The organism is Streptomyces sp. NPDC034086 (genome assembly GCF_055575515.1).
Map to the genome: position 1 here is coordinate 54,524 of NZ_JBVISM010000022.1, position 8,953 is coordinate 63,476.

Genomic DNA, 8,953 nt, shown 5'->3' on the forward strand with positions numbered 1-8,953 from the left:
CGCCGAGCCGGCCGAGGTCGTCGTGGAGTCCGCCCCGGCTGCGGCCGTGGAGGAGGAGGCTCCGGCCGCCCCCGCGCCGCGTGCCCGTCGCCGTGCCACCCGCGCCGTCGCCGCCCCCGCGGCCGCCGAGCCGGCCGAGGTCGTCGTGGAGTCCGCCCCGGCTGCGGCCGTGGAGGAGGAGGCTCCGGCCGCCCCCGCGCCGCGTGCCCGTCGCCGTGCCACCCGCGCCGTCGCCGCCCCGGCCGCCGTCGAGACCGCCCCGGCCGTCGAGGAAGCGGAGGAGGAAGCGGAAGAGGTCCGGACCCCCGCCGCGGAGGAGGCCCCCCGGGCCGCCACCCGTGCCGTCACGGTCGCCGACGCCGTGGACGCCCCCAAGCGCGGCCGCCGCCGCGCCACCCGTTCCGCCGCCCCGGCCGCCCCCGCCGCCCCGGCCCCCGCCGCGCGGCCCGAGGCCGCCGCCGAGCCCGAGGCCGCCCCGGCCGGCCGCCGCCGCGCCGCGCGTCCCGCCGTGGCCGTCTTCCAGGCGCCGGTCTTCGCCGAGCCGATGTTCCAGACGCCGGAGACCGCCGCCATGGCCGCCGCGGCCGCTGCCGCCGCCGCTTCGGCGGAGGAGGACGAGGAGGACGAGACCGAGGCCGCCGCCGAGGTCCAGGCCCCCGCCGCGCAGCCGGCCGGCCGTCGCCGCCGCCGTCGCGGTGCGGCCGAGCCCGTCGCCCCGGCCGAGCAGGAGCTCGCCGAGGAGGAGCCGGAGGCCGAGACCGCCGAGTTCGACGAGGACGAGACCGACGAGTCGGGCGAGCGCCCCTCGCGCCGCCGCCGCCGCGGTGGCCGTCGCCGCCGCCGCGGGGAGAACGCCGACCTGGACGAGTCCGCGTACGAGGAGGGCGAGGCCGAGGCCCCCGCGCAGGACGCCGAACCGCGGGAAGCCGAGCAGGAGGAAGAGGAAGAGGAGGCCGACGAGGCCCTCGGTTCCACCTCCAGCCGTCGCCGTCGCCGGCGTCGCCGCCGCAGCGGTGACGGTGCCGTCGAGGTCGAGGCGGGCGAGGAGGACGGTGTCCGCACCGTCGTCAAGGTCCGCGAGCCGCGTCCGGCGCGCGAGAAGGCCGAGCCGGGCACCGGCGCGGACGAGGTCCAGTCCATCAAGGGCTCGACGCGTCTGGAGGCGAAGAAGCAGCGCCGCCGCGAGGGCCGCGAGCAGGGCCGCCGCCGGGTGCCGATCATCACCGAGGCCGAGTTCCTGGCCCGCCGCGAGGCCGTCGAGCGCGTGATGGTCGTCCGCCAGGCGGGCGAGCGCACCCAGATCGGCGTCCTCGAGGACAACGTGCTCGTCGAGCACTACGTCAACAAGGAAGAGGCCACCTCGTACGTCGGCAACGTCTACCTGGGCAAGGTCCAGAACGTGCTGCCATCGATGGAGGCCGCCTTCATCGACATCGGCAAGGGCCGCAACGCCGTCCTGTACGCCGGTGAGGTCAACTTCGAGGCGCTCGGCATGGCCAACGGGCCGCGCCGCATCGAGTCGGCCCTGAAGTCCGGCCAGTCGGTCCTGGTCCAGGTCACCAAGGACCCGATCGGCCACAAGGGCGCCCGCCTGACCAGCCAGGTCTCGCTGCCCGGCCGTTACCTGGTCTACGTGCCCGAGGGCTCGATGACCGGCATCAGCCGCAAGCTGCCCGACACCGAGCGCGCGCGTCTGAAGACCATCCTCAAGAAGATCGTCCCCGAGGACGCGGGCGTCATCGTGCGCACCGCCGCCGAGGGTGCGAGCGAGGACGAGCTGCGCCGTGACGTCGAGCGTCTCCAGGGGCAGTGGGAGGAGATCCAGAAGAAGTCGAAGCAGATCACGACCTCGTCGCCGAGCCTGCTCTACGGCGAGCCGGACATGACGGTCCGCGTCGTGCGCGACATCTTCAACGAGGACTTCTCCAAGGTCATCATCAGCGGTGACCAGGCGTGGGAGACCATCCACGGCTACGTGTCCCACGTGGCCCCGGACCTGGTGGACCGGCTGTCCCGCTGGACCTCCGAGGTCGACGTCTTCGCGACGTACCGGATCGACGAGCAGCTCGCCAAGGCGCTCGACCGCAAGGTGTGGCTGCCCTCGGGCGGCTCCCTCGTGATCGACAAGACCGAGGCGATGATCGTCATCGACGTCAACACCGGCAAGTTCACCGGTCAGGGCGGCAACCTCGAGGAGACCGTCACCAGGAACAACCTGGAGGCGGCCGAGGAGATCGTGCGCCAGCTGCGGCTGCGCGACCTGGGCGGCATCGTCGTCATCGACTTCATCGACATGGTCCTGGAGTCGAACCGCGACCTGGTGCTGCGGCGCATGCTGGAGTGCCTGGGCCGTGACCGCACGAAGCACCAGGTGGCCGAGGTCACCTCGCTGGGCCTGGTCCAGATGACCCGCAAGCGGGTGGGCCAGGGTCTGCTGGAGTCCTTCTCCGAGACCTGCGTCCACTGCAACGGCCGCGGTGTGATCGTCCACATGGAGACCCCGGCCGCGGTGGGCGGCGGCGGCAACGGCAAGCGCGCCAAGCGCCGCGGTGGCCGTCACGAGCACGAGCACGAGCTGGAGACCGTCGAGACCGTCGACGCCGAGCTGCTCGAGGAGGCCGAGACCGAGGCCGAGGTGGCCGCCGAGCTCGCCGCGCCGCGTGCCCTTCCGGAGCCGGCGTTCGTGCCGGACGAGGAGCTGTACAGCAGCGCCGCCGAGGCCGAGGCCGCGGCGGGCGTCAGCGGCCGCCGCAACCGTCGCCGCGCCACCCGCAAGGCGACCGCTCCGGCGGGTGCCCCGCGCGGTGCGGAGCGGTTCGCGGCCGCGGCCCCCGCCCCCGCGCCGGTGACCCCGGTGGTGGAGGCGGAGCCGGTCACCGAGCCCGCCGACACGGTGCTGGAGCCGGCCGCGGAGGTCGTCGCCGAGGCCGTCGAGGCCGCGGAGACGGTCGAGGCCGCCCCGCTCGCTCCGGCCGCCCCCGTGGAGGAGGCCGCGCCGAAGGGCCGTACCCGTCGCCGGGCGACCCGCAAGGCGACCGCGCCGGAGCCGGAGCCCGTCGTGGCCCCGGAGCCCGTGGCGGTGCCCGAGCCGGAGCCGGCCGCGGAGGCCGTCGCCGAGCCGGAGCCGGTCGCCGAGCCGGTCGCCGAGCCCGGGCCCGTGGTCGCCGAGACCCCGGCCGAGCCCGTGGTGGAGGCCGCCCCGGCCCGTCCGCGCCGCCGTGCCGTACGGCGGGCCACGGCGCCCGCCGGTGCGGTGGAGGCCGCCATCGTGGTCGTGGAGGCCCCGGCCGCCGAGCCCGCGCCGGCCGCCCCGGAGCAGGCTCCGGCCGAGGCCGCCGAGCCGGAGGCCGCCGAGGCCGAGGCCGAGGCGCCGGCTCCCGCCAAGAAGGCCGCCCGCAAGGCTCCGGCCAAGAAGGCGGCCACCACGGCGAAGAAGGCCCCGGCCAAGAAGGCCGCGGCCGCCAAGAAGACCGTCGCGAAGAAGGCGACGGCCAAGAAGACCACGGCGAAGCGGGCCACGAAGAAGACCGCGGCGGCGGAGCAGAACGCTCCGTCCGTCTCGGCTCCGACCGAGGCCTGATCCGTTCCGTGACCGTGGACCCCGCCCCCGGGCGGGGTCCACGGCGCCACGGGGCCCGGTTTGACCCTCCGGAACCAGCCCCGTAACCTAGACCGTCGGCGTGTCTTGAACGATTACCCGTTCAGCGTGCGTCGCGCTCCTGAGCACCTTCCTCCCGCACGACCGCGCAAGCGGCCGGGTCACGGGAGAGGCCGCTCGTCCAATTCCGGATCATCGCGGGCCCCGGCCCGTGTGAGCGGCTGGCTTCAGGAGCATCCGTCCCGAGTGAGAGAGAGATCCGCGTGTACGCCATCGTGCGCAGCGGTGGTCGCCAGCACAAGGTTGCTGTCGGCGACATCGTTGAGGTTGACAAGATTTCCACTGCCAAGGCTGGCGACACGGTCGAGCTCTCGACCCTGCTCGTTGTCGACGGCGACGCCGTGACCAGCGACCCGTGGGTGCTGGCCGGGATCAAGGTCACGGCCGAGGTCGTGGACCACACCAAGGGCGCCAAGATCGACATCCTGCGCTACAAGAACAAGACCGGCTACCGCCGTCGCCAGGGTCACCGTCAGCAGTACACGGCGATCAAGGTCACCGGTATCCCCACGGCTGCGAAGTAAGAGGGACTGAGACATGGCACACAAGAAGGGCGCATCGTCCACCCGGAACGGTCGCGATTCCAATGCTCAGCGGCTCGGCGTGAAGCGCTTCGGCGGTCAGGTCGTTTCCGCTGGTGAGATCCTCGTCCGCCAGCGCGGCACCCACTTCCACCCGGGTGCCGGTGTCGGTCGCGGTGGCGACGACACGCTGTTCGCGCTGCAGGCGGGTGCCGTTCAGTTCGGCACGCACCGTGGCCGCAAGGTCGTCAACATCGTTCCGGCCGCCTGATCCAGCTTCTCGCTGCATCACACGCGTTCGTAACAGCCCGAGGGCGGATCTCGTCTCTTCCCGGCGCATGCCGGGAAGAGGGATCCGCCCTCGGCGCGTTGTCACATAGACACGTTTAATGGGCAGCAAGGCCTGCCCGGGACATTCCCGTATGTATCTGGAGGAACACCCATGACCACCTTCGTGGACCGCGTCGAGCTGCACGTCGCCGCGGGTAACGGGGGCCACGGCTGCGCCTCCGTTCACCGGGAGAAGTTCAAGCCGCTCGGCGGCCCCGACGGCGGAAACGGCGGCCGTGGCGGCGACGTCATCCTGGTGGTGGAGCAGGCGATCACGACCCTGCTGGACTACCACCACAGCCCCCACCGCAAGGCCACCAACGGCAAGCCCGGCGAGGGCGGCAACCGCTCCGGCAAGGACGGCCAGGACCTGATCCTGCCCGTGCCGGACGGCACCGTCGTCCTGGACAAGCAGGGCAACGTCCTCGCCGACCTCGTCGGCCAGGGCACCACCTACGTCGCCGCCGAGGGCGGCCGCGGCGGCCTCGGCAACGCCGCGCTCTCCTCCGCCCGCCGCAAGGCCCCCGGCTTCGCGCTCCTCGGCGTCCCGGGCACCACGGACGACATCGTCCTGGAGCTGAAGACCGTCGCCGACGTGGCGCTGGTCGGCTTCCCGAGCGCCGGCAAGTCCTCGCTGATCTCGGTGCTCTCCGCCGCCAAGCCGAAGATCGCGGACTACCCCTTCACCACCCTCGTCCCCAACCTCGGCGTGGTCACGGCCGGCTCGACCGTCTACACCATCGCCGACGTCCCGGGCCTGATCCCGGGCGCCAGCCAGGGCAAGGGCCTCGGCCTGGAGTTCCTGCGCCACGTCGAACGCTGCTCGGTCCTCGTGCACGTGCTGGACACCGCCACCCTGGAGTCCGACCGCGACCCGGTGGGCGACCTCGACCTCATCGAGGAGGAGCTCAAGCTCTACGGCGGCGGCCTGGAGAAGCGTCCGCGCCTCGTCGTCCTGAACAAGGTCGACATCCCGGACGGCAAGGAACTCGCCGAGATGGTCCGCCCGGACCTGGAGGCCCGCGGCTACAAGGTCTTCGAGGTGTCCGCCGTCGCCCGTACGGGTCTGAAGGAGCTCTCCTTCTTCCTCGCCGAGGTCGTGGCCAAGGCGCGCGCCCGCAAGCCCAAGCAGGAGGCGACCCGCATCGTCATCCGCCCGAAGGCCGTGGACGACGCGGGCTTCACCGTCACCTACGACGAGGTGGAGGACGTGTACCGCGTGCGCGGCGAGAAGCCGGAGCGCTGGGTGCGCCAGACGGACTTCAACAACGACGAGGCCGTCGGCTACCTCGCCGACCGGCTCAACCGCCTCGGTGTGGAGGACGCGCTGCGCAAGGCCGGTGCCAAGGCGGGCGACGGCGTCGCGATCGGTTCCGAGGAGAACGCGGTCGTCTTCGACTGGGAGCCGACCATGATGGCCGGCGCCGAGATGCTGGGCCGCCGCGGCGAGGACCACCGCCTGGAGGCTCCGCGCCCGGCCACCACGCGCCGCAAGGAGAAGGAAGCCAAGCGGGGCGACGCCGCCCAGCAGGAGTACGACGAGTTCCGTCCCTTCTGACGCGGTCCCTCCCCGGCGTGCCGCCTCCTTGAACGGGGCTTTACGCCGTTCGCCTAGGATCCAACGGGTGAGCAGCCATTCCAGCAGTGACACCGCCGCGGGCCCCTCGGTCTCGGTGGTGGTGATCGCGTACAACGACGCCGGGCTCGTGGGCGAGGCCGTTTCCTCGGCCCTCGCCCAGGGCCCGGTGGTCGCCGAGGTCATCGCGGTCGACGACGCCTCCTCGGACGGGACCGCGCGCGTGCTGGACGAGCTGGCCGCGGCCCATCCGCGCCTGAAGGTGCTGCACCGCACGCGGAACAGCGGCGGCTGCGGCACCCCGCGCAACGACGGGATCGCCGCCGCCACCTCCCCCTACGTGCTCTTCCTGGACAGTGACGACGTCCTGCCCCCGGGCGCCGCCGCCGCGCTGCTGCGGGCGGCCGAGGAGCACCGCGCTCCCGTCACGGTCGGCTCGTGCGTGCGGCGGGAGCTGCCGGAGGGCCGCGAGGTGCCCTGGATGCCCGGCCTGTACACGCCGGGCGACGTCATCGAGCGGCCCGCCGACCGGCCCGAGCTGGTGCGGGACACGCTCTGCGTCAACAAGCTGTACGACCGCGCCTTCCTGGAGAAGCACGGGATCCGCTTCCCCGACGGCCGGTTCGTGTACGAGGACTTCGTCTTCACCTCCCGCGTCCTGGCCGCCGCCCCCCGGATCGCGGTCGTCGGCGACCTCGTCTACGTGTGGCACGTGCGCCGCAGCGCCGCCCGGGTGTCGATCTCCCTGGACCGCGCGGACGTCGGGAACTGGCGCTCCCGCGTCGAGGCGCACCGCACCGCCTCGCGCACCCTCGCCGCCGCCTCGCCGGAACTGGGCCGTGCCTGCCAGGTGAAGTTCCTGGACTACGACCTGCGGATGTACCTGCGGGAGCTGGGCACGGATCCCGGGTACCAGGCCGCCTGGTGGACCCTCACCCGCGAGTACCTGGCGGGCTTCGACCCGGCCGACATCGCGGCCGCCCCCGCCCGCGCCCGCTGGATCGCGCGGGTGCTCGCGGCCGCCGAGACCCCGCCGGACGACGTGGAGCGGCTGACCCGGTTCGCCGCCGAGCCGGCCCGGCTGCTGCCCCCGTACGCGCGTGACGCGGCCGGGGTCCCCGTGTGGAGCGAGCGGCTGCCGGTGCCGCTCGACGGCCTCGACGCCGTGCCGGTGGACGCCCTGCCCGTCACCGTCGACGCCGCGCCCGCCGGGGCGGGGGCCGTCCGGATCCGGGTGCGCGACCTGTACGGGCGGCTCGCCGGGGCGGGTCCGCGGACCGTTCGGCTGAGCTTCCCGCCCCGGGCGGGCGGGGATCCTGTGCTGGTGCGGCCGGTGGAGCTGCGGGCCGCCGCGGACGGGGACGGGTGGACCGCCGAGGTGCCGTTCCGGCTCGCCGCGCTGGCCGCCGAGGGGCGCCGCCGGGGACTGCGCGGGATGCAGGCCTGGGACGTCCGGGTCGGCGTGGACTGCGCCGACGGGAGCTCCCTCGTCACCTCGTTGCGCCCCTCGGGCGGGCTGCTCCGCCGCAGGGCCCTGCCCAGCAGCCGGTACGGTGTTCTGCTGGCGCAGCCCTACCGCACGGCCGCCGGAGCGCTGGCCGTGCGCCTCGCGCCCGGTGCCGGGGGCGCGCTGACCTTCGTACGCAACCGCCTCGACCGCGCCCGCACGCGCCGGTCGCGCTAGAGCTCGGGAGACACGCATGACATTTCTGATCACCGGTGGTGCCGGCTACATCGGCGCGCACGTCGTCCGCGCGATGCTGCTCGCGGGTGAGAAGGTCGTGGTCTTCGACGACCTCTCCACCGGCCGTGAGGACCGCGTACCGGAGGGCGTCCCGCTGGTGACGGCCTCGGTGCTGGACCGCCTCGCCCTGGACGAGGCCATCGCCGAGCACAAGATCACCGGTGTGGTGCACCTGGCGGGCAAGAAGCAGGTCGGGGAGTCCGTCGAGAAGCCGCTGTACTACTACCGCGAGAACGTGCAGGGCCTCACGGTGCTGCTGGAGGCCGTGGCCGCGGCCGGCATCCGCAACTTCCTCTTCTCCTCCTCCGCCTCCGTGTACGGCATGCCCGACGTGGACTCCGTCACCGAGGAGACCCCCTGCAAGCCGCTGAGCCCGTACGGCGAGACGAAGCTCGCCGGCGAGTGGCTGGTGCGCGCGGCCGGCAAGGCGCACGGCATCTCCACCGCGTGCCTGCGCTATTTCAACGTGGCGGGCGCGGCCACCCCCGAGCTCGCGGACACCGGGGTCTTCAACCTGGTCCCGATGGTCTTCGAGCGGTACGACGCCGGCGAGGGCGCCCGCATCTTCGGTGACGACTACCCGACCCCGGACGGCACCTGCATCCGCGACTACATCCACGTCGAGGACCTGGCCGACGCCCACGTGGTGGCCGCCCGCCGGCTCGCCGAGTGGGGCGCGGCGGGAGACCACAAGGACCTCACCGTCAACATCGGGCGGGGCGAGGGCGTCTCCGTCAAGGAGATGGTCGAGCTGCTGAACGAGGGGACGGGCCACACCTACGCGCCGGTCGTCACCCCGCGCCGTCCCGGTGACCCGGCGAAGGTCGTGGCCTCGGCCGACCGGATCGCCGCCGAGCTGGGCTGGAAGGCGCGGCACGACGTCCGCGAGATGATCACCTCGGCGTGGGCGGGCTGGGAGGCCAACCGCAGGGCGGGCCACCGCGACCCGCACAAGGACGTCCACACCGTCTGACGCCCGGTTCGCGCCCCGTACGCGGCCGCGAGGACCGGGGGGGGGGCACGGGGAGGAAAGTGACAAAAACCCCCACGAGGAGGGTTAGCCTCTTCAAGAAAGGAAAAACACCCCCCCACGACGGCCGGTATCCCCCCCCACCTCGCATCCC

General features: G+C 73.5%; 6 protein-coding genes. All 6 read left to right on the forward strand.

All coding sequences use genetic code 11. The features are described 5' to 3' along the window. Positions 1-3,580: Rne/Rng family ribonuclease (locus ACZ514_RS30385; protein ID WP_469126174.1), on the forward strand; the 3,580-nt coding region annotated here is incomplete at its 5' end. Between the two features lie 281 nt (positions 3,581-3,861). Then, entirely contained in the window at positions 3,862-4,182 is a 321-nt protein-coding gene (rplU, locus tag ACZ514_RS30390) for a 50S ribosomal protein L21 (RefSeq protein WP_007264039.1), read from the forward strand. 13 nt (positions 4,183-4,195) lie between these two features. Then, positions 4,196-4,450: a 50S ribosomal protein L27 gene (gene rpmA, locus ACZ514_RS30395; protein ID WP_008738950.1), complete on the forward strand. Its 255-nt coding sequence runs from the start codon at positions 4,196-4,198 to the stop codon at positions 4,448-4,450. 171 nt (positions 4,451-4,621) lie between these two features. Beyond that, positions 4,622-6,067 (forward strand): GTPase ObgE, encoded by a 1,446-nt coding sequence (gene obgE / locus ACZ514_RS30400; RefSeq protein WP_468172338.1) that lies wholly within the window; start codon positions 4,622-4,624, stop codon positions 6,065-6,067. 67 nt (positions 6,068-6,134) lie between these two features. Continuing rightward, entirely contained in the window at positions 6,135-7,769 is a 1,635-nt protein-coding gene (locus tag ACZ514_RS30405; RefSeq protein ID WP_468172335.1) for a glycosyltransferase family 2 protein, read from the forward strand. 16 nt (positions 7,770-7,785) lie between these two features. After that, positions 7,786-8,802: a UDP-glucose 4-epimerase GalE gene (galE, locus tag ACZ514_RS30410; RefSeq protein WP_388938942.1), complete on the forward strand. Its 1,017-nt coding sequence runs from the start codon at positions 7,786-7,788 to the stop codon at positions 8,800-8,802. Positions 8,803-8,953: the final 151 nt, after the last annotated feature.